Origin of the sequence: Streptomyces sp. NPDC047981 (assembly GCF_040653315.1) — a bacterium.
Classification (GTDB): domain Bacteria; phylum Actinomycetota; class Actinomycetes; order Streptomycetales; family Streptomycetaceae; genus Streptomyces.
Window position 1 is genome coordinate 1 of sequence record NZ_JBEZNQ010000073.1, and the last position, 18,065, is coordinate 18,065.

General features: G+C 70.7%; 18 protein-coding genes and 1 rRNA gene. 8 read left to right on the plus strand and 11 right to left on the minus strand.

The annotated features are described in order from the left end of the window. Positions 1 to 88: ribosomal RNA gene (locus tag AB0E14_RS31285) — 16S ribosomal RNA — on the minus strand; the annotation flags it as partial. 554 nt (positions 89 to 642) lie between these two features. Beyond that, positions 643 to 1,284, minus strand: coding sequence for a DNA-3-methyladenine glycosylase (locus AB0E14_RS31290; RefSeq protein WP_362425794.1), 642 nt, complete (start codon positions 1,282 to 1,284; stop codon positions 643 to 645). Between the two features lie 83 nt (positions 1,285 to 1,367). On the opposite strand from AB0E14_RS31290, the gene AB0E14_RS31295 reads away from it, so the two are divergent. The 3 genes from AB0E14_RS31295 to AB0E14_RS31305 all read left to right on the plus strand — a co-directional run bounded on the left by AB0E14_RS31295 (position 1,368) and on the right by AB0E14_RS31305 (position 3,420). Continuing rightward, complete coding sequence (locus AB0E14_RS31295) at positions 1,368 to 2,150, plus strand: sporulation protein (protein ID WP_362425797.1); 783 nt, start codon at positions 1,368 to 1,370, stop codon at positions 2,148 to 2,150. A 44-nt stretch (positions 2,151 to 2,194) separates the two neighbouring features. Continuing rightward, positions 2,195 to 2,728, plus strand: coding sequence for a YbhB/YbcL family Raf kinase inhibitor-like protein (locus AB0E14_RS31300; RefSeq protein ID WP_362425800.1), 534 nt, complete (start codon positions 2,195 to 2,197; stop codon positions 2,726 to 2,728). A gap of 185 nt (positions 2,729 to 2,913) precedes the next feature. Then, positions 2,914 to 3,420 carry an HNH endonuclease gene (locus AB0E14_RS31305; protein ID WP_362425804.1) on the plus strand — a complete coding sequence of 169 codons (507 nt, stop codon included), beginning with the start codon at positions 2,914 to 2,916 and terminating at the stop codon, positions 3,418 to 3,420. A 58-nt stretch (positions 3,421 to 3,478) separates the two neighbouring features. Here the strand turns inward: AB0E14_RS31305 and AB0E14_RS31310 are convergent, their stop codons facing one another. The 4 genes from AB0E14_RS31310 to AB0E14_RS31325 all read right to left on the minus strand — a co-directional run bounded on the left by AB0E14_RS31310 (position 3,479) and on the right by AB0E14_RS31325 (position 6,775). Further along, positions 3,479 to 4,246, minus strand: a complete 768-nt coding sequence (locus AB0E14_RS31310; RefSeq protein WP_362425807.1) for a sulfite exporter TauE/SafE family protein — start codon at positions 4,244 to 4,246, stop codon at positions 3,479 to 3,481. A 96-nt stretch (positions 4,247 to 4,342) separates the two neighbouring features. After that, positions 4,343 to 5,302: an SPFH domain-containing protein gene (locus AB0E14_RS31315; protein WP_362425810.1), complete on the minus strand. Its 960-nt coding sequence runs from the start codon at positions 5,300 to 5,302 to the stop codon at positions 4,343 to 4,345. Positions 5,303 to 5,464: 162 nt separating this feature from the next. Continuing rightward, positions 5,465 to 5,893, minus strand: coding sequence for an NfeD family protein (locus tag AB0E14_RS31320; RefSeq protein ID WP_362425813.1), 429 nt, complete (start codon positions 5,891 to 5,893; stop codon positions 5,465 to 5,467). 90 nt (positions 5,894 to 5,983) lie between these two features. After that, a complete protein-coding gene (locus AB0E14_RS31325) occupies positions 5,984 to 6,775 on the minus strand; it encodes an ABC transporter ATP-binding protein (protein WP_362425816.1) in 792 nt (263 codons plus the stop codon). 164 nt (positions 6,776 to 6,939) lie between these two features. On the opposite strand from AB0E14_RS31325, the gene AB0E14_RS31330 reads away from it, so the two are divergent. Further along, positions 6,940 to 7,725: a hypothetical protein gene (locus tag AB0E14_RS31330; protein ID WP_362425819.1), complete on the plus strand. Its 786-nt coding sequence runs from the start codon at positions 6,940 to 6,942 to the stop codon at positions 7,723 to 7,725. Positions 7,726 to 7,944: 219 nt separating this feature from the next. Here AB0E14_RS31330 and AB0E14_RS31335 read toward each other — a convergent pair whose 3' ends face one another. The 3 genes from AB0E14_RS31335 to AB0E14_RS31345 form a co-directional block, all read right to left on the minus strand. Continuing rightward, entirely contained in the window at positions 7,945 to 8,187 is a 243-nt protein-coding gene (locus AB0E14_RS31335) for a chaplin (protein WP_362425822.1), read from the minus strand. A 202-nt stretch (positions 8,188 to 8,389) separates the two neighbouring features. Next, positions 8,390 to 9,034, minus strand: a complete 645-nt coding sequence (locus AB0E14_RS31340; RefSeq protein ID WP_362425826.1) for a response regulator transcription factor — start codon at positions 9,032 to 9,034, stop codon at positions 8,390 to 8,392. Further along, positions 9,027 to 10,172: a GAF domain-containing sensor histidine kinase gene (locus AB0E14_RS31345; protein ID WP_362425829.1), complete on the minus strand. Its 1,146-nt coding sequence runs from the start codon at positions 10,170 to 10,172 to the stop codon at positions 9,027 to 9,029. Before AB0E14_RS31345 ends, AB0E14_RS31340 begins: the two co-directional genes overlap by 8 nt. Positions 10,173 to 10,366: 194 nt before the next feature. On the opposite strand from AB0E14_RS31345, the gene AB0E14_RS31350 reads away from it, so the two are divergent. The 3 genes from AB0E14_RS31350 to AB0E14_RS31360 all read left to right on the plus strand — a co-directional run bounded on the left by AB0E14_RS31350 (position 10,367) and on the right by AB0E14_RS31360 (position 13,204). Then, the gene (locus tag AB0E14_RS31350) at positions 10,367 to 11,095 is read left to right on the plus strand and encodes an SDR family NAD(P)-dependent oxidoreductase (RefSeq protein ID WP_362425832.1); all 729 of its coding nucleotides are present in this window, start codon (positions 10,367 to 10,369) and stop codon (positions 11,093 to 11,095) included. After that, entirely contained in the window at positions 11,092 to 12,165 is a 1,074-nt protein-coding gene (locus AB0E14_RS31355) for an S-adenosylmethionine:tRNA ribosyltransferase-isomerase (protein WP_362425835.1), read from the plus strand. Before AB0E14_RS31350 ends, AB0E14_RS31355 begins: the two co-directional genes overlap by 4 nt. Before the next feature lie 301 nt (positions 12,166 to 12,466). Continuing rightward, positions 12,467 to 13,204, plus strand: a complete 738-nt coding sequence (locus AB0E14_RS31360) for a transglycosylase SLT domain-containing protein (protein WP_362425838.1) — start codon at positions 12,467 to 12,469, stop codon at positions 13,202 to 13,204. Between the two features lie 104 nt (positions 13,205 to 13,308). Here AB0E14_RS31360 and AB0E14_RS31365 read toward each other — a convergent pair whose 3' ends face one another. Continuing rightward, entirely contained in the window at positions 13,309 to 15,888 is a 2,580-nt protein-coding gene (locus AB0E14_RS31365) for an FHA domain-containing protein (RefSeq protein WP_362425841.1), read from the minus strand. Between the two features lie 274 nt (positions 15,889 to 16,162). Here AB0E14_RS31365 and serB point away from each other — a divergent pair, with 274 nt between their 5' ends. Next, positions 16,163 to 17,377, plus strand: coding sequence for a phosphoserine phosphatase SerB (serB, locus tag AB0E14_RS31370; protein WP_362425843.1), 1,215 nt, complete (start codon positions 16,163 to 16,165; stop codon positions 17,375 to 17,377). A gap of 142 nt (positions 17,378 to 17,519) precedes the next feature. On the opposite strand, the gene AB0E14_RS31375 is transcribed toward serB, so the two are convergent. After that, a complete protein-coding gene (locus AB0E14_RS31375) occupies positions 17,520 to 18,038 on the minus strand; it encodes a histidine phosphatase family protein (RefSeq protein WP_362425845.1) in 519 nt (172 codons plus the stop codon). Positions 18,039 to 18,065: the final 27 nt, after the last annotated feature.

An 18,065-nucleotide genomic window follows, 5' to 3' on the forward strand; every position in this document is an offset into this window, starting at 1 on the left:
TCCACCCCGAAGGGCTTCATCGTTCGACTTGCATGTGTTAAGCACGCCGCCAGCGTTCGTCCTGAGCCAGGATCAAACTCTCCGTGAATGTTTACTCGGCCAGTGAACTAGCACAGCCGGTTGAACACCACGAGAGCGGAACGATCGGTCGGAATAGGACCGGTCGTTCACAGCGTCCTCGCTGTGTGCCACCCCGGAGGGTGGACTTTTTCAAAGGAACCTCGACCATCCGAAGATGGACGGGGTATCAACTAATCTGGCGTTGATTTTTGGCACGCTGTTGAGTTCTCAAGGAACGGACGCTTCCTTTGTACTCACCCTCTCGGGCTTTCCTCCGGGCTTTTCCCTTCGGTCTTTCGTGTTTCCAACCTTACCAGATCCTTTTCCGTTCCGTTTCCGGTTCGGATTTTGTTTCCGGTGGCCTGTTGGCTGCCTTTGCCTTTCGGCGTGTTCACTACTTTAGCCGAATTCCCCGGCGACTCATAATCGAGCCTTTCGGAACAGATTTCGGCATGCCGAAAACCGCACCCCTTGGGGTTCGTCGTAGGTAGTGGATGGCCGCTCCGAGGTGCTTGAACAAGCACTGCCCGTTTCAAGCGGCTCGCCTACGTTAGGCGTCCGAAGCACCCGAGTCAAGTCGGGTCAAGAGGACCTCTTGCGTGGCGCGTGGGCCCGGTAGGGGCTCACCGTCGGGTCCTCGTCGATCCAGAAGCGCCAGGGGTGGGGCGCGCCGTCCCCTCCTACTCCTGTGCGGGGGCCGTTGCGGACCTGGTCAGGGGCGGGTGGGGTGCCGGTGAGGAGCGAGAGGGGGGAGTCCGGGCCGGCGCAGGTGTCCGTGCCGTTGAGGGAGAGGGAGACGTCCAGAGCCGTTGCCAGGCGGGCGGGGCCTTTGGCGAGTTCCGTGTCGTATCGGGCCGAGAGCCGTCGGGTGCGGGCCTCCTCCACGCCGGTCAGGACGCGGCCCGCGCGCAGCAGGACCCCGCTCGCCCGGCCCTCGGGACCGCACACCAGGTTGAGGCAGTGCCACATGCCGTAGGTGAAGTAGACGTACGCGTGTCCCGGTGGGCCGAACATGACCGCGTTGCGGGCGGTGCGGCCGCGGAAGGCGTGCGAGCCGGGGTCGATCTCACCGGCGTACGCCTCGACCTCCGTGAGGCGGAGCTCGATGCGCCCTGTGGGTGACGTACGGACGAGAGTGCGGCCGAGGAGGTCGGGGGCGACCTCCAGGACGGGTCGGTCGAAGAAGGCCCGCGGGAGCGGCGTACGGTCGGGGCTCTCGCTCATGGCGTCCGAGCGTACGGGGAACCGGCTACGGTCGTCGCGCGTATGTAGAGGTCAAGGCCAAGCAGGTCCAAGAGGGAGTGTTCATGGGATTCAAGAAGCTGCTCGCGAGCCTGGGCGCCGGCGGCGCGTCCGTGGAGACGGTGCTCACCGAGGAGAACGTCGTTCCCGGTGGTGTGGTCCAGGGCGAGGTGCGGATCCAGGGTGGTTCGGTCGATCAGCAGATCGAGGGGCTGTCCGTCGGGCTGCAGGCGCGGGTCGAGGTCGAGGGCAACGACCAGGAGATCAAGCAGGACATCGAGTTCCTGAAGGTCCGGCTCGGCGGTGCCTTCACGGTGCAGGCCGGTGCCGTGCACGTGGTGCCGTTCGGTTTCGAGATTCCCTGGGAGACGCCGGTCACGGCCATCGCGGGACAGCAGCTGCGTGGGATGAACATCGGTGTGACCACCGAGCTGGAGATCGCCCGTGCGGTGGACTCCGGCGACCTGGACCCGATCAACGTGCACCCGCTGCCGGCGCAGCAGGCGATCCTGGACGCCTTCATCCAGCTGGGCTTCCGCTTCAAGAGCGCGGACATGGAGCGCGGGCACATCCGCGGGACCCGGCAGAAGCTGCCGTTCTACCAGGAGATCGAGTTCTTCCCGCCGCAGCAGTACCGCGGGCTCAACCAGGTCGAGGTCAGCTTCGTCGCGGACGACCGCGAGATGGACGTCGTCCTGGAGATGGACAAGAAGCCGGGGCTCTTCAGCGAGAGCAGCGACTCGTTCCGGGCCTTCAAGGTCGGTCTGAACGACTTCCACACCACCGACTGGGCCGCATACCTCAACCAGTGGCTCGCCGACGTCGGTGGCAAGCGCAACTGGCTCTAGGCTCGGCCTCGTACAGCAGGTCTGGCGATTTCGGAGGTACGGACGTGGCCGAGGGGAAGAGGGCGCCGCTCCCTCATGACTTCCATCCGCCGGTGCCGGCGTTCACCGTGGTGAGCGACGACATCGTGCCGGGCGGAGTACTGAAGGACGCGCAGGTGTACGCCGAGGGGAACACCTCGCCGCAGCTGCGGTGGGAGGGGTTCCCGGCGGAGGCGAAGAGCTTCGCCGTGACCTGCTTCGATCCGGACGCGCCGACGGGCAGCGGTTTCTGGCACTGGGTGCTGTTCGACATCCCGGTGTCCGTCACCGAGCTGCCGACCGGTGCGGGGTCGGGGTCGTTCCCGGGGCTGCCGGCGGGTGCCGTGCACGTCCGGAACGACTACGGCTCGCGGGACTTCGGGGGTGCCGCTCCCCCGGCCGGCGACGGTCCGCACCGGTACGTCTTCACCGTGTTCGCCGTGGACCGGGAGAAGCTCGGTCCGGACGCCGACGCCTCGCCCGCGGCGGTCGGTTTCCATCTGCGGTTCCACGCGCTGGCGCGCGCCCAGCTGATCGGCGAGTACGAGATCCCGGCGTAGCCGTCCCCGTGGGGCGCAGTTGAGCGTTCGTCTGTTGTTTGCCCGCTTCTGGTCTTGGAGAGATCAGAAGCGGGCATCTTTCGTTGCACGGTAATTGCGTTGTCCAACCCGGCGCGCCCGGCCACAGTTGATCCAAGCCCGGAGCCCCGCAACGGGGCTGGGCCGGCACACGGGAGGTGGGCACAATGCGGGACACGCTGGTACTGAACGCGAGCTTCGAGCCGCTGTCGACGGTCACACTCAACCGTGCGGTGGTGCTTGTCCTCCAGGACAAGGCCGTCGTCGAGCAGGAGCATCCCGAGCTGCGAATGCGTGGTGCCGCTGTCGACATTCCCGTGCCGCGGGTCATCAGGCTCTGCCGCTACGTCCGGGTGCCGTTCCGAAGACAGGCTCCGTGGTCGAGGCGGGGTGTGCTGGTCAGGGACCAGCACCGGTGCGCGTACTGCGGGCGGCGGGCGACGACCGTGGACCACGTGGTGCCGCGGGCCCAGGGTGGTGGGGACAGCTGGCTGAACACGGTGGCGTCCTGCGCCGAGGACAACCACCGCAAGGCCGACCGTACGCCGGAGCAGGCGGGGATGCCGCTGCTGCACGAGCCGTTCGTGCCGACTCCGGCGGACGCGATGCTGCTGGCCATGCGGGCCGGTGAGCGGTCCGAGCTGCCGGAGTGGCTGGCCGGTTCGGCGGCGTGACCCCGTAGGGGTGTGGTGTGCGGGCCCGTCTCCCTGGGTGGGAGCGGGCCCGTTGTCGTCAGCGGAGCAGGAGCTGGACGATGGCGACCGTGCCGATGGCGACGATGACGCCGCGCAGGACCGTGGGCGGGAGGCGGCGGCCGACCTTGGCGCCGATCTGGCCGCCGATGGCGGAGCCGACGGCGATGAGGACGACGGCGGTCCAGTCGAACTCGGCGACGAAGAGGAAGAAGAGCGCGGCGATGCTGTTGACGATCGCGGCGAGGACGTTCTTGACGGCATTGAGGCGCTGCAGGCTGTCCGCCAGGAGCATGCCCATCAGGGCGAGGTAGATGATGCCCTGGGCGGCGGTGAAGTAGCCGCCGTAGACGCTGGCGAGGAGCAGTCCGGTCATGAGGAGCGGGCCGCCGTCGGGGTCGCCCTCCTTGCCGTCGCGTGCGCGGCGGTCCTGGACGGCCTTGGAGAGCCGGGGCTGGAGGATGACGAGGAGCAGGGCGAGGGCGACGAGGACGGGGACGATGGTCTCGAACGCCCGGGGCGGGAGCATCAGCAGGAGGACGGCTCCGCCGAGTCCGCCGATCGCGGCGACGGTGCCGAGGCGCAGGACGCGGCGGCGCTGGCCCTTGAGTTCCTCGCGGTAGCCGATGGCTCCGCTGATGGAGCCGGGGATGAGGCCGAGGGCGTTGGAGACGGTTGCGGTCACCGGAGGGAGTCCGGTGAGGAGGAGGACGGGGAACGTGATGAGCGTTCCCGATCCGACGATCGTGTTGATGGTGCCGGCTCCGATGCCGGCCGCGAAGACTGCCAGGACTTCCCAGATGGACAACGCCATCTCCTTACAGGATCAGTGGCTCGCCTCCCCGCCCTGACGTCCGTCGGGGTCGAGGGGCTCGCACCGATCATGCACGATTACGTGTACGTGTCAGTCAACCGGGGGCGCTTCGCGGCGTTCGGTCTCACTGCCCGTACGGCTGCCCGGCACCGCTCCGGTGTTGAAGCCGGGCGTGCCACCGCCGAGGTTGCCGAAGGCGCCGGAGAGGCCCTTGAGGGCGTCGCCGATCTCGCTGGGCACGATCCAGAGCTTGTTGGCGTCGCCCTCGGCGATCTTCGGGAGCATCTGGAGGTACTGGTACGAGAGGAGCTTCTGGTCCGGGTCGCCGGCGTGGATGGCCTCGAAGACCGTACGGACGGCCTGGGCCTCGCCCTCGGCGCGCAGGGCGGCGGCCTTGGCCTCGCCCTCGGCGCGGAGGATCGCGGACTGCTTCTCGCCCTCGGCGGTGAGGATCTGGGACTGGCGGATGCCTTCGGCGGTGAGGATCGCGGCGCGCTTGTCGCGGTCGGCGCGCATCTGCTTCTCCATCGAGTCCTGGATGGAGGTCGGCGGCTCGATGGCCTTGAGCTCGACGCGGTTGACGCGGATGCCCCACTTGCCGGTGGCCTCGTCGAGGACGCCGCGCAGGGCGGCGTTGATCTCCTCGCGGGAGGTGAGGGTCCGCTCCAGGTCCATGCCGCCGATGATGTTGCGCAGGGTGGTGACGGTGAGCTGCTCGATGGCCTGGATGTAGCTGGCGACCTCGTAGGTCGCGGCGCGGGCGTCGGTCACCTGGTAGTAGATGACGGTGTCGATGTTGACGACGAGGTTGTCCTGGGTGATCACCGGCTGGGGCGGGAAGGGGACGACCTGCTCACGGAGGTCGATCCGGTTGCGGATCGAGTCGATGAACGGGACGACGATGTTCAGGCCCGCGTTGAGCGTGCGGGTGTAGCGGCCGAAGCGCTCGACGATCGCGGCGCTCGCCTGCGGGATGACCTGGATCGTCTTGATCAGGGCGATGAAGACAAGCACCACCAGAATGATCAGGACGATGATGATGGCTGACATCGTGTTCCCTGTGCCCTTCGCTGCCGGTTCGCTGGCGTTGTGCCGGATGTGCCGGGTCGATCCGAGTCGATCCGAGTGATCTGCGGGTTCTGCGTGATCTGATGATCGAGTTTCCCAGAACGCGGCTCGTGGTGTTGGGCGTTCGGGCAAGAGACGCGATGGTCACATGACCACGGCGGTCGCTCCGTCGATCTCGACGACGTCGACCTGGTCGCCCGGTTCGAAGCTCTGACCGGCGTCGAGCGCGCGCGCCGACCAGACCTCGCCGGCGAGCTTGATGCGGCCGCCGCCGCCGTCGACCCGTTCCAGGACGACCGCCTGACGGCCCTTCAGGGCGTCGATGCCGGTGGCGTGCCGGGGTGGTCCGCTGCGGTGCTTGGCCGCGATCGGGCGGACCACGGCGAGCAGCGCGACGGAGACGACCACGAAGACGATCACCTGCGCGACGATGCCGAAGCCGAGAGCCGCCGTCACGGCTCCGGCGATCGCTCCGACGGAGAACATGCCGAACTCGGGCATCGCGGTGAGGACGAGCGGAATGCCCAGTCCCACGGCGCCGATCAGCCACCAGACCCATGCGTCGATGTCCACATGGTCATGGTAGGGCGGCGGGGTGGAGTCGGACAGGGCGCAGAGCTGTGCGGTCTCGGCTCCCGGGTTCCGACTCCCTTGCGATTCCCGCTACTTCAGCGGCAGGCCCTGGGCGGTGTAGCGGTCGCCGTTGCGCTCGACGACGAGCGGGAGGCCGAAGCAGAGGGAGAGGTTGCGGGAGGTGAGCTCGGTCTCCATCGGTCCCGCGGCGAGCACCTTGCCCTGACGGATCATCAGGACGTGGGTGAAGCCGGGCGCGATCTCCTCGACGTGGTGCGTGACCATGATCATGGAGGGGGCGTACGGGTCGCGGGCGAGCCGGCCGAGGCGGCGGACGAGGTCCTCACGGCCGCCGAGGTCGAGACCGGCGGCGGGCTCGTCGAGGAGCAGGAGCTCGGGGTCGGTCATCATCGCGCGGGCGATCAGGGTGCGCTTGCGCTCGCCCTCGGAGAGGGTGCCGAACTTGCGCTCCAGGTACTCGGTCATGCCGAGGCGGTCGAGGAAGGCGCGGGCGCGCTGCTCGTCGACGGCGTCGTAGTCCTCGTGCCAGGTGGCGGTCATGCCGTACGCGGCGGTGAGGACGGTCTCGAGCACGGTCTGGCGCTTGGGGAGCTTCTCGGCCATGGCGATGCCGGCCATGCCGATGCGGGGGCGGAGGTCGAAGACGTCGACCTTGCCGAGCTGCTCGTCGAGGATCTTCGCGGAGCCCTTGGTGGGGAAGAGGTAGCTGGAGGCGATGTTGAGGAGGGTGGTCTTGCCGGCGCCGTTGGGGCCGAGGATGACCCAGCGCTCGCCCTCCTTGACCGACCAGGAGACATCGTCCACCAGAGCCCGTCCGTCGCGGACCACGGATACGTCCACCAGCTCCAGTACATCGCTCATGAGCGCGTTGTCTCCCCTTGCGGTCGAGTCGTGTCGTCGCCTTGCGCCGGTGGGCGCGGCGTCCAGGGAAAACCTACGCCACTGCCGGAGCGGGCCGGTCCTTAGGTCCGGATACTTCCCTGTAACGGCGCGGGGAGGCCGTGGGGCGCCCCTACGCTGGGGGCATGCTTTCGGAACCACGCTCAGGACGGCTGGCCGCTTGGGGCAATGCCCTGTTGGCCGGATCGGTGTCGCCGGACGACGCGGCGCTGGCCATTGTCGGGGACGACGCGGTGCACCGCGTGGAGGGACTGCCGGGCGAGGCGGGGCCGGTCGGCCTGACCCTCGCGCTCGGACGGCTGCGGCGGCTCGGGGTGACCGGGTGGCGGGTGGCGCTGCCGGCGCCGGGGCATCCGCTGGGGCTGAGCGGGCCGCCGGACTTCAACGCGCGGGCGCTGGAGGCGGAGGAGGCGGTGGTCGGTTTCGGCGCGCCGTACGGCCTGGTGCCGGAGGTCACGGAGGCGGGTCCGGCGGGTGACGTGCACGTCGAGGTGGTCTGGCGGTGCCTGACCGTGCGGGAGGCGCCGCCTGCGGACGTGCCGTCGCTCGGTGAGGCGGAGCGGGAGCTGGCGGAGGCGCTGCGCGAGGCGACGGCGGTCCTGACCAAGCTGGACGTGGCGGCCTCGGGCCCGATGGCGGAGGCGGCGCGGGACGCGTACCGGGCGCGGGCGGAGGCGGGCCGCGAGGTGCTGGCCCCGGGCTATCCGGCGCGTGCGGTACGGGTCCTGGAGCTGGCCCAGCGGATCGGCCTGCTGATCGACCTGGCGTACGACCACGGGCACGGGGGCGCGGTGAGCGCCTCGGAGATGGCGGCGCGGGGGGCGGCGTTGCGCCCGGTGGAGCGGGTGGCCCGGAGGGCGCAGGTGGCCGCGTACAACGCGTACGTGGAGGAGCGGGAACGCGAGCGGTGAGGCCGCCTCGTCGAGATCGGGGCCGACGGGGGTACTGAGCGGGCCTCACGGTCGGCGGGGCGCGACGCCGACGGGCGGGGTCCGGGCGGCGGTGTCCTGGAAGCGTGCGTGCGCCGGTCGGTTTCGGTCGCCCCGCCCGCGTCGAGAGCGGGGCGGCCCGGACATGGAGCAGCCCGGCCGCCGGGGGGATCGTCCGGGGCCGGGCTGGGCGGTGGGTCGTCAGTGGTTGACGGAGCCGTTGCCGAACGCCGGGTTGAGCAGGCCGATCACGTTGACCGTGTTGCCGGTGGCGTTCACCGGGATGTGGACCGGGACCTGCACGAGGTTGCCGGAGCCGACGCCCGGCGAGTTGAGGGCCTTGCCGTCCGCGTCCGCGCCGTGGGCGGAGGCGACACCCGCACCGGCGGCGACGATGCCGCCCGCGACGAGGGTGAGGGCAGCGGCCTTCTTCAGGTTGTTCACTTCAGGATCCTCCTGGTCTTCGCTGCGGCCGGGCGGCGCAGCACGCCATGGAGAACGCCCCCGCGTCCGCCGGGTTGCGCCGAACGGGGGACATGCACCCGACGGTATGACGATGGGAACGGAGGTACCCCTCCCGTGCCCCTTCCGTCACACCCATCACGCTCACCCCGCCCGCCCCGCCCGTCACATCCGCCTCGGCGGCTCAGCGGCTCAGGCCGTGCCGTACCGCCCACAGCGCGGCCTGCGTACGGTCCGCCAGGTCGAGCTTCATCAGGATGTTCGAGACATGGGTCTTGACCGTCTTCTCCGAGAGGACCAGCGCCCGGGCGATCTCCCGGTTCGACCGGCCGTCGGCGATCAGGCCGAGCACTTCCTGCTCCCGCTCCGTGAGCGTGCTTCCGCGCCCCGTGCCGCCGTGGCCCTCCTCCTGGGAGAGCAGCGCCGTCGCCACCTCCGGCTGGAGCAGCACATGACCCGCGTGGACGGAGCGGATCGCGCCGGCCAGGGCGTCCGGGTCCACGTCCTTGTAGACGTACCCCGAGGCGCCGGCGCGCAGGGCGGGGACGACGGTGCGCTGCTCGGTGAAGCTGGTGACGATCAGGACCTTCGCCGGGTTCGCCAGCTCGCGGAGCTTGCGCAGTGCCTCGATGCCGTCCATGCCGGGCATCTTGACGTCCATCAGGATCACGTCGGGCCGCAGCTCCTCGGCCCGCGCGACGCCCTCGGCTCCGTCGGAGGCCTCCCCGACGACCTCTATGCCGTCCTGGACCTCCAGAAAGGTCCGCAGGCCGCGCCGGACCACCTGGTGGTCGTCGACGAGCAGGACGCGGATGACGGTGTCAGCCACCGGGAACCTCCATCTCGATCGTGGTGCCGCGGCCCGGCTCCGACGTCACGGTGAGGGCGCCTCCGGCGCCGCTCGCCCGGTCCCGCATGGAGACCAGGCCGAGGTGCCGGCCCGCCCGGCGGACCGTGCGGGGGTCGAAGCCCTTGCCGTCGTCGGCGACGGTGAGCAGGGCGCCCTGGCCGTGCCGGACCAGGGAGACGCAGACCCGCTCCGGCTCCCCGTGCCGCAGCGCGTTGTGCAGGGCCTCCTGGGCGACCCGGAGCATGGCCTCCTCCTGGGCGGCCGGCAGGGCCCGCACCCCGGAGCTCTCGAACGTGACCCGGGCGGTGTGCGCTCGGTCCAGGACCTGGATCTGCGTGCGCAGCGTGTGGACCAGGCCGTCCTCGTCGAGCGCGGCGGGGCGCAGCTCGACGACGGCGGCGCGCAGCTCGTCCGCGGCCTCGGCGGCGAGCACGGCGACCTGCTGGAGCTCGCCCTTGGCGCGGACCGGGTCACGGTCGACGAGGGCGGCGGCGGCCTGGGCGGTGAGCCGGAGCGAGAAGAGCTTCTGGCTGACCGCGTCGTGCAGCTCGTGGGCGAGCCGCGAGCGCTCCTCGGCGATGGTGAGTTCGCGGCTCCGCTCGTAGAGCCGGGCGTTGGTCAGGGCGATCGCGGCGTGCTGGGCGAGGATCGACAGCAGCTCCTCGTCCTGCTCGGTGAAGCCGCAGCCGCCCTCCGGCTTGGGGCAGCGCTTGTTGGCGAGGAACAGGGCGCCGATGGTCTCCTCGCCGTCCTGGATGGGCAGGCCGAGGAAGTCGGACATGTCCGGGTGGGCGGACGGCCAGCCCTCGAAGCGGGGGTCCTTGCGGACGTCGGCGAGCCGCTCGGGCTCGGCCTTGTGGAGCATCGCCGCGAGGATGCCGTGCTGGCGGGGCAGCGGGCCGATCGCCCGCCACTGCTCGTCGCTGACGCCGTCCACGACGAACTGGGCGAAGCCGCCGTGGTCGTCCGGGACGCCCAGCGCCGCGTACTCCGCATCGAGGAGCTCGCGGGCGGAGGCCACGATCGTCTTGAGGACGTCGCGGACCTCCAGATGGCGGCTCATCTCCAGGAGCGCGGTGCTCACGGCGGCGAGGCCGGAGCTCGGTCGGTGACTCATGGATCAACCGTACCGGTGGGTTGTGACAGTCCGTATCCGTCCGGAGACGGCGCTCTCCTAGGACCACGGGACTAGGCCGAAGTGCCTTGTGCGGTCGGGGCCCGCGGCCGAGGCGACGGCCGGTGGGGCGGTCGGAGGCTGGAGCCATCGCCCGGAGAAGGGCGGGACGAGAAGGACGAGAGGGGATGGCTGTCATGAGCGTCGCGATCATCACGGGGGCGTCGAAGGGTCTTGGGCGGGCGCTGGCGTGGGCGCTTGCCGAGCGGGGCTGGGACCTGGTGCTCGACGCGCGGACGGGTCCGGTGCTCCAGGAGAGTGCGGCGGCGGCACGCGCGCGTGGGGCGCGGGTCGTGGCGCTGCCCGGGGACGTGACCGACGCGGCGCACCGCCGGGAGCTGGTGGCGGCCGCGCGGGAGCTGGGCGGGCTCGATCTGCTGGTGAGCAACGCGAGCGCGCTGGGGGCCGAGCCGTTGGTGCGTCTTGAGGCGCTGGCGCCGGACGGCCTGCGGGCGGCCCTGGAGACCAACGTGGTGGCCGCCCTTGCTCTCGTACAGGAGGCGTTGCCGCTGCTGCGGGAGAGCGGGGCGGGGACGGTCGTGGCGGTGAGTTCCGACGCGGCGGCTGAGGCGTACGAGACGTGGGGCGGTTACGGGGCGTCGAAGGCGGCGCTCGACCAGCTGGCGGCGGTGCTGGCCGTCGAGGAGCCCGGGCTGCGGGTGTGGGCGGTGGACCCGGGGGACATGGCGACGGATCTGTACGCGGCGGCCGTCCCCGGCGACGGGGACTCCCGGCCGGCTCCGGAGTCGGTGGTGCCGGGGTTCCTGGCGCTGCTCGACGCCCGGCCCGCCAGCGGGCGGTACGCGGCGGCGGAACTCGTGCCCGTCGGGGCTGCCGGGGTGCTCGGGGCGGAGGGCGGCCGGTGAGCGTCCTGGAGAGCCTGGGGGTGCCCGCGGAGCTGTCGGCCCGGGTGCCGGCCGAGCAGCGCGGCGCGGGGCGGGGCCGGGACGATGTGCGGCTGCTGGTGTCGCGGGGCACGGAGGTGTCGCACCACGCCTTCCGCGAGCTGCCGGGGCGGCTGCGGGCCGGGGACGTGCTCGTCGTGAACACGAGTGCGACGCTGCCGGCCGCGGTGACCGGGCGGCTCGGCGCGGAGGGCGGCGGGGAGCCGGTCGTCGTACATTTCTCGACGCGTGGGGAGGACGGCCGCTGGGCGGTCGAGCTGAGGGCGCCGGACGGGCGGGGCAGCACCCGGCCGCGGCCCGGCGGTCCGGTGGGGGCGGTCGTACGGCTGCCGGGAGGGGCCGGTCTCGTCCTGGACGGGCCGCTGGCCCCGGGGGCGGCCCGGCTGTGGTGGGCGCGGGTGGACACGGCCGTACCGGCGCTGCTGGCGCGGTACGGGCGGCCGATCCGTTACGGGTACACGGAGCGGGACCAGCCGCTGTCCGCGTACCAGACGGTCTTCGCGCTGCCCTCCCCCGACGGCGCGGGCTCCGCGGAGATGCCGAGCGCGGGGCGGCCCTTCACGGCGCGGCTCGTGACGGAGCTGGTGAGCCGGGGGGTGCAGTTCGCCCCGCTCACCCTGCATACGGGGGTGGCCTCGGCGGAGGCGCACGAGCCGCCGTACCCGGAGCGGTTCGCGGTGCCGGAGGCGACGGCGCGGCTGGTGAACGCGGCCAGGGCGGGCGGGGGCCGGGCGATCGCGGTGGGGACGACCGCGGTGCGGGCGCTGGAGTCGGCGGCGGACGGGCGGGGCGTGGTGCGGCCCGCGGCCGGGTGGACGGACCTGGTGGTGACCCCGGCGCGCGGGGTGCGCGCGGTGGACGGGCTGCTGACCGGGCTGCACGAGCCGCGGGCCTCCCATCTGCTGATGCTGGAGGCGATCGCGGGGCGGCCCGCGCTGGACCGCGCCTATACCGAGGCCGTACGCGCGCTCTACCTCTGGCACGAGTTCGGGGACGTCCATCTCCTCCTCCCGGAGGAGGGCCCTCACTGAGCGCATTGCGCGAGCAACGGCTGGTGAGTTCGTTACGTGGCCGATGTGAGCCCGCGCATAGGACCCAGGTCACTTACGAAGACCCCTAGTGGTTCCGAAACGGGCAGATGGGGACTGTACGGACGGGTCCCGGGAGGGTGTGGGTGGGCCGTGCACGGGCCCCTGATCCACTACCCGGGATCGTACGTCACACCTTTGCCACAGGATTTTGCTGCCGCTAAGAATTGCGTCCGTCGCCGCCGAGCAGGCGCAGCGCCGCCCGGCCTGAGCGACCCCCTGCGATTCGAAGAGGTAGTCCTGCATGTCCGCGAACACTCCTGGCCACTATCGCCTGAAGAAGACGCACAAGGCTTCCCTTGCCGGTGTCGCCGCCCTTGGCGCCGTCGCCCTCGGCGTCACTCTGGTCCCCGGCAACGCTGCCGCTGAGACCGAGCCCCAGGCGCTGAACAACACCCAGCAGGTCGCTCTCGCCTACGACGCGAACAGCCCGCAGGCCAAGGCGCTGCACACCAGCCTGACCGAGCAGCAGAACGCCATCAGCATCAAGGCCAAGGCGGACGCCGAGGCCAAGGCCGCCGCCGCTGCCAAGGCGAAGGCCGACGCGAAGGCCAAGGCCGACGCGAAGGCGAAGGCCGAGGCCAAGGCGAAGGCCGAGGCGAAGAAGCGCGCCGACGCGAAGGCGGCCGCGAGCCGCGCCGCGGCCCGCAAGCCGGTCTTCGCGAACAACCTCGACGGCTGGATCCGCGAGGCCCTGTTCATCATGGACAAGCACAACATCCCGGGCACCTACGAGGGCATCCACCGCAACATCATGCGGGAGTCCAGCGGTAACCCGCGGGCCATCAACAACTGGGACATCAACGCCATCAACGGCGTCCCCTCGAAGGGCCTGCTCCAGGTCATCTACCCGACCTTCAAGACGTACCACGTCGCGGGTACCAAGTTCGACCAGTACGACCCGGTCGCCAACATCGTCGCCGCCTGCAACTACGCGGCCGACCGCTACGGCTCGATGGACAACGTCAACAGCGCGTACTGAGCCGGCCTGCCGGGCCTCCCGAACAGCAGCGAAAGGGCGGCACCCCCGTACGGGGGTGCCGCCCTTCGGCGTGCCTGTGGTCAGGCGGTGCAGCGGTCAGCCGGTCACTTGCGCATGACCTCGGGCTCGTGGCGGCGCAGCAGGCGCGCCACCGCGAAGGCGCAGACGACGCCGATGAGGATCAGGACGGTGAGGTTGAAGCCCCACTGACCGACCGTGTGGTCCCACAGCGGGTCCAGGTTGGTCGGGTCCTTGTGGTCCCACGGCGGCATCAGGTGCGCGAGGTCGAGGGTCGAACCCGCCGCGGCGATGGCCCAGCGCGAGGGCATCAGCCAGGCGAACTGCTCCAGGCCGGGCGAGCCGTACACCTGGAAGAGGATGCCGGTGAACACGACCTGGACGATCGCGAACATCACGAGCAGCGGCATGGTCTTCTCGGCGGTCTTCACCAGGGAGGAGATGACCAGGCCGAACATCATCGAGGTGAAGCCGAGCGCGATGATCGTGACGCAGAGCTCGACGGCCGGCGGCATGACCAGGCCCTCTTCCGGCAGCTCGCGGGTGGCGAAGCCGATGCCGCAGATGATCACGCCCTGGATGGCGGTGATCACGCCGAGGACGATGACCTTGGACATCAGGTACGCGGAACGGGAGAGGCCGGTGGCCCGCTCACGTTCGTAGATGACCCGTTCCTTGATCAGTTCTCGTACGGAGTTGGCGGCGCCGCTGAAGCACATGCCGACCGCGAGGATCAGCATGATCGTGCCGGCGTCGCCGTTGAAGCGGGAGGGCGGGGTGGGCTTGCCCAGACCGAAGTCGGCCGGGATGACGACCGAGACCGCGCCGAGGACGGCCGGCAGGATCACCATCAGGCCCATGAAGCCCTTGTCGGAGGCGATCACCGAGGAGTACCGGCGGATCAGCGTCCACAGCTGCGAACCCCAGCCCTGCGGCTTGGGCGGCCTGGCCATAGCCTGCTGCGGCACCTGGACGGGCTGGGCGGCGACGGCGTCGATGTCCGCGGCGTACATCTGGTAGTGCTGCGAGCCCTTCCAGCGGCCCGCCCAGTCGTAGTCGCGGTAGTTCTCGAAGGCGGAGAAGACGTCGGCCCAGGTGGAGTAGCCGAAGAAGTTCAGCGCCTCCTCCGGCGGACCGAAGTAGGCCACCGAACCGCCGGGCGCCATCACGAGCAGCTTGTCGCAGAGGCCGAGCTCGGCCACGGAGTGCGTGACGACGAGGACCGTACGGCCGTCGTCGGCGAGGCCGCGGAGCAGCTGCATGACGTCGCGGTCCATGCCCGGGTCGAGGCCGGAGGTCGGCTCGTCCAGGAAGATCAGCGACGGCTTGGTGAGGAGCTCCAGGGCCACGGAGACACGCTTGCGCTGGCCACCGGAGAGGGAGGTGACCTTCTTCTCCTTGTGGATGTCGAGCTTCAGCTCGCGCAGCACCTCGTCGATGCGGGCCTCGCGCTCGGCCTCGGCGGTGTCGCCGGGGAAGCGGAGCTTGGCCGCGTAGCGCAGCGCCTTCTGGACGGTCAGCTCCTTGTGCAGGATGTCGTCCTGCGGGACCAGACCGATGCGCTGGCGCAGCTCGGCGAACTGCTTGTAGAGGCTCCGGTTGTCGTAGAGGACGTCGCCCTCGTTGGCCGGGCGGTAGCCGGTGAGCGCCTTGAGCAGGGTCGACTTGCCGGAGCCGGACGGGCCGATGACACCGATGAGCGACTTCTCGGGGACGCCGAAGGTGACGTCCTTGAGGATCTGCTTGCCGCCGTCGACCGTGACGGTGAGGTGGCGGGCCGAGAAGGAGACCTCGCCGGTGTCGACGAACTCCTCGAGCTGGCCGCCGACCATGCGGAAGGTCGAGTGACCGACACCGACGATGTCGTTGGGGCCGATGAGGACGGAGCCGCCCTTGGCGATCGGCTGACCGTTGACGTACGTGCCGTTGTGCGAGCCGAGGTCACGGATCTCGAAGCGGCCGTCGGGCGTCGCGTGGAACTCGGCGTGGTGGCGCGAGACCTGGAGGTCGGAGACGACCAGTTCGTTCTCGAGCGCGCGACCGATGCGCATGACGTGGCCGAGGGCGAGCTGGTGGAACGTGGTGGGGCTGCGGTCGCCGTAGACCGGTGGCGCCCCCGCGGCGCCGCCGCCCTGGGCGGGGACCTTCTGCGCGAGCTGCTCGACGGGGCCACCCTGCTGGTGCGGGAGGTGCTGCTGCGGGTGCTGCTGCCCCTGCGGAGCCTGCTGCGGCCAGGCCTGCTGCTGCGGCGCCTGGTTCTGGGCCTGCTGCGGCGGGGCCTGATGGGTCGCCCAGTCGGCCTGTGCGCCGGCCTGCTGGGCGTTCGGGGCGGCGTGCGCCGCGGGCTGCTGCGCGGCCTGGGCTCCGGCGGCGAGATTCAGCCGGGGGCCGTCGGTCGCGTTGCCGAGGTGCACCGCGGAGCCGGGGCCGATCTCCATCTGGTGGATCCGCTGCCCCTGCACGAACGTGCCGTTGGTCGAGCCGTGGTCCTCGATGACCCAACTCCGGCCGCCCCAGCTGATGGTGGCGTGTCGCCACGAGACCCTGGCGTCGTCGATCACCAGGTCGCCCTGCGGATCACGTCCCAGGGTGTACGACCTGGACGGATCGAGGGTCCAGGTCCTTCCATTCAATTCCAGTACGAGTTCTGGCACTCCATGCCCCACTATTTGTCCCCCGATGTACCCCCGTCGACGGGGGCTTAGGGATGGCGAACATCGGGGGGAACTATTTCAGGCCGGACCCGTACTCCGAAAGTCGGGCGGTGTGAAGACCCCGCACAGGGGTAGGGCGCTTCCCCACGCCTGGCGGTACCACCCGCTCGTGTCCTGGCGGTATCGCCCGCTCGTGGGGGTATCGCCCGTCCGCCTGACCGCCATCTGTCCGCCACGCGGGACGGGGTGACCGGTGGCACGCCGTGCCCGATACGGTGGAAGCACCATGAGCGCATCGCAGACCTCAGACGTTCCCACTCTTCTCGTCAAGATCTTCGGGAAGGACCGTCCCGGGATCACCGCCGGACTCTTCGACACCCTCGCCGCCTTCTCCGTCGACGTCGTGGACATCGAGCAGGTCGTCTCCCGCGGCCGCCTCGTCCTGTGCGCGCTCGTCACCGAGCCGACCGTCGCCTCCCAGGGGGAGCTCCGGGCGACCGTCCACAGCTGGGCGGAGTCGCTCAAGCTCCAGGCCGAGATCATCTCGGGCACCGGTGACAACCGTCCGCGCGGCGTCGGCCGCTCGCACGTCACCGTGCTCGGGCACCCGCTGACCGCCGAGCAGACCGCCGCCATAACGGCGAGGATCGCCGAGAGCGGCGGCAACATCGACCGCATCTTCCGGCTGGCGAAGTACCCGGTGACGGCCGTCGAGTTCGCCGTCTCGGGCTGCGAGACCGGGCCGCTGCGGACGGCGCTGGCCACCCAGGCGCACGAGATCGGGGTGGACGTGGCCGTGGTCTCGGCCGGGCTGCACCGCCGCGCCCAGCGCCTTGTCGTGATGGACGTGGACTCCACGCTCATCCAGGACGAGGTGATCGAGCTCTTCGCGGCGCACGCGGGCTGCGAGGAGCAGGTCGCCGAGGTCACCGCGGCGGCGATGCGCGGCGAGCTGGACTTCGAGCAGTCGCTGCACGCGCGGGTGGCCCTCCTTGCGGGTCTCGACGCCTCGGTGGTGGACAAGGTCAGGGCCGAGGTGCGGATGACGCCCGGCGCCCGGACCCTGATCCGTACGCTCAAGCGGCTCGGCTACCAGGTCGGTGTGGTGTCGGGTGGCTTCACGCAGGTCACGGACGACCTCAAGGAGCGTCTTGGCCTCGACTTCGCCTCGGCCAACACCCTTGAGGTCGTGGACGGGAAGCTGACCGGCCGGGTCACCGGCGAGATCGTGGACCGGGCGGGCAAGGCGCGGCTGCTGCGCCGGTTCGCGGCGGAGGCGGGCGTGCCGCTCTCGCAGACCGTGGCGATCGGTGACGGCGCGAACGACCTGGACATGCTGAACACGGCCGGGCTCGGGGTGGCCTTCAACGCCAAGCCGGTGGTGCGGCAGGCCGCCCACACGGCGGTGAACGTCCCGTTCCTCGACACCGTCCTGTACCTCCTGGGGATCACCCGCGAAGAGGTCGAGGCGGCGGACGGCGACGAGGACCTGCTGCACTGAGTGCCGCGTACGAACGGGCTCGTACGGACGAGATCTACGGACAGGCTCGTACGGACGGGCTCGTCCCGGCGGCGGAAGGCCCGGTCACCCGAGTGGTGACCGGGCCTTCGGCCTGTCCTGCGCCCCGGCCGGGGCTACGGGCTCAGTCGTGCGGGGCCCAGTAGTCGACCAGGGTGCCCACGCCCGGCTCCACGGACTTCCAGGAGCCCGGGACGGAGAGGACGGAGAAGGCGGAGGTCGGGAAGCCGCCCTTGTTCATCCGGGCCAGCGCGCCCCCTTCGGCCTGGCCCGCGAGGATCTCGGAGAGCGCGTGCATGCCGGGGTTGTGGCCGATGACCAGGAGGGACCGCACCTCGTCGGGGATCTCGTTGAGCACGGCGATCAGCTCGCCGGGCGAGGCCTCGTAGAGCCGCTCCTCGTACACGGTCCTGGGGCGGTGCGGCAGCTCCTGCACGGCCAGCTTCCAGGTCTCACGGGTCCTGGCGGCGGTCGAGCAGAGGGCCAGATCGAAGGTGATCCCGGTGTCGGCGAGCTTGCGGCCGGCGACGGGGGCATCGGTGCGGCCGCGCTCGGCGAGCGGGCGCTCGTGGTCGGACACCTGAGGCCAGTCTGCCTTGGCGTGCCTGAGTAGCACGATGCTGCGGGGTGTATCGACGCTCATGGGTTCCAGCTTCCCATGAAACAGGCC

Excerpts from the sequence above, each read along its gene's own strand:
- AB0E14_RS31290 (WP_362425794.1), bottom strand. The coding sequence starts at position 1,284 with ATGAGCGAGAGCCCCGACCGTACGCCGCTCCCGCGGGCCTTCTTCGAC.
- AB0E14_RS31295 (WP_362425797.1), top strand. The coding sequence starts at position 1,368 with ATGGGATTCAAGAAGCTGCTCGCGAGCCTGGGCGCCGGCGGCGCGTCC.
- AB0E14_RS31305 (WP_362425804.1), top strand. The coding sequence starts at position 2,914 with ATGCGGGACACGCTGGTACTGAACGCGAGCTTCGAGCCGCTGTCGACG.
- AB0E14_RS31315 (WP_362425810.1), bottom strand. The coding sequence starts at position 5,302 with ATGTCAGCCATCATCATCGTCCTGATCATTCTGGTGGTGCTTGTCTTC.
- AB0E14_RS31325 (WP_362425816.1), bottom strand. The coding sequence starts at position 6,775 with ATGAGCGATGTACTGGAGCTGGTGGACGTATCCGTGGTCCGCGACGGA.
- AB0E14_RS31330 (WP_362425819.1), top strand. The coding sequence starts at position 6,940 with ATGCTTTCGGAACCACGCTCAGGACGGCTGGCCGCTTGGGGCAATGCC.
- AB0E14_RS31345 (WP_362425829.1), bottom strand. The coding sequence starts at position 10,172 with ATGAGTCACCGACCGAGCTCCGGCCTCGCCGCCGTGAGCACCGCGCTC.
- AB0E14_RS31350 (WP_362425832.1), top strand. The coding sequence starts at position 10,367 with ATGAGCGTCGCGATCATCACGGGGGCGTCGAAGGGTCTTGGGCGGGCG.
- AB0E14_RS31360 (WP_362425838.1), top strand. The coding sequence starts at position 12,467 with ATGTCCGCGAACACTCCTGGCCACTATCGCCTGAAGAAGACGCACAAG.
- serB (WP_362425843.1), top strand. The coding sequence starts at position 16,163 with ATGAGCGCATCGCAGACCTCAGACGTTCCCACTCTTCTCGTCAAGATC.
- AB0E14_RS31375 (WP_362425845.1), bottom strand. The coding sequence starts at position 18,038 with ATGAGCGTCGATACACCCCGCAGCATCGTGCTACTCAGGCACGCCAAG.